General features: G+C 37.5%; 1 protein-coding gene. It reads left to right on the top strand.

Annotated features, from left to right (window positions below):
* Nucleotides 1-240: hypothetical protein (locus Q4528_RS15735; protein WP_303522662.1), on the top strand; the 240-nt coding region annotated here is incomplete at both ends.

Raw genomic sequence — 240 nt, 5'->3', positions numbered from 1 at the left:
ATCTAGCCCAACCTTACAAATTAGCATTGTTTTTTGGCAAGAAATTCTAAATAAGCTTACTCAGAATCAACAGCTACTTAAACAGTTGTATCCATCATTTGTTGGCTCAGAACAAACCGCTCATTCCCAGCTATCGGAAAATGATGAACGTTGTATAAGCCAACTAATTGATGCTTTAAGTGGTAACCGAAATCACACAGAACAGGCAAGCTTATTCATTACCGAAAATGCCCACATAAC

It is taken from the genome of Staphylococcus pasteuri, assembly GCF_030547725.1.
Lineage (GTDB): Bacteria > Bacillota > Bacilli > Staphylococcales > Staphylococcaceae > Staphylococcus > Staphylococcus pasteuri.
Note: the sequence above shows the minus strand (reverse complement) of the source record. Positions and strands in the feature narration are given on the sequence as shown.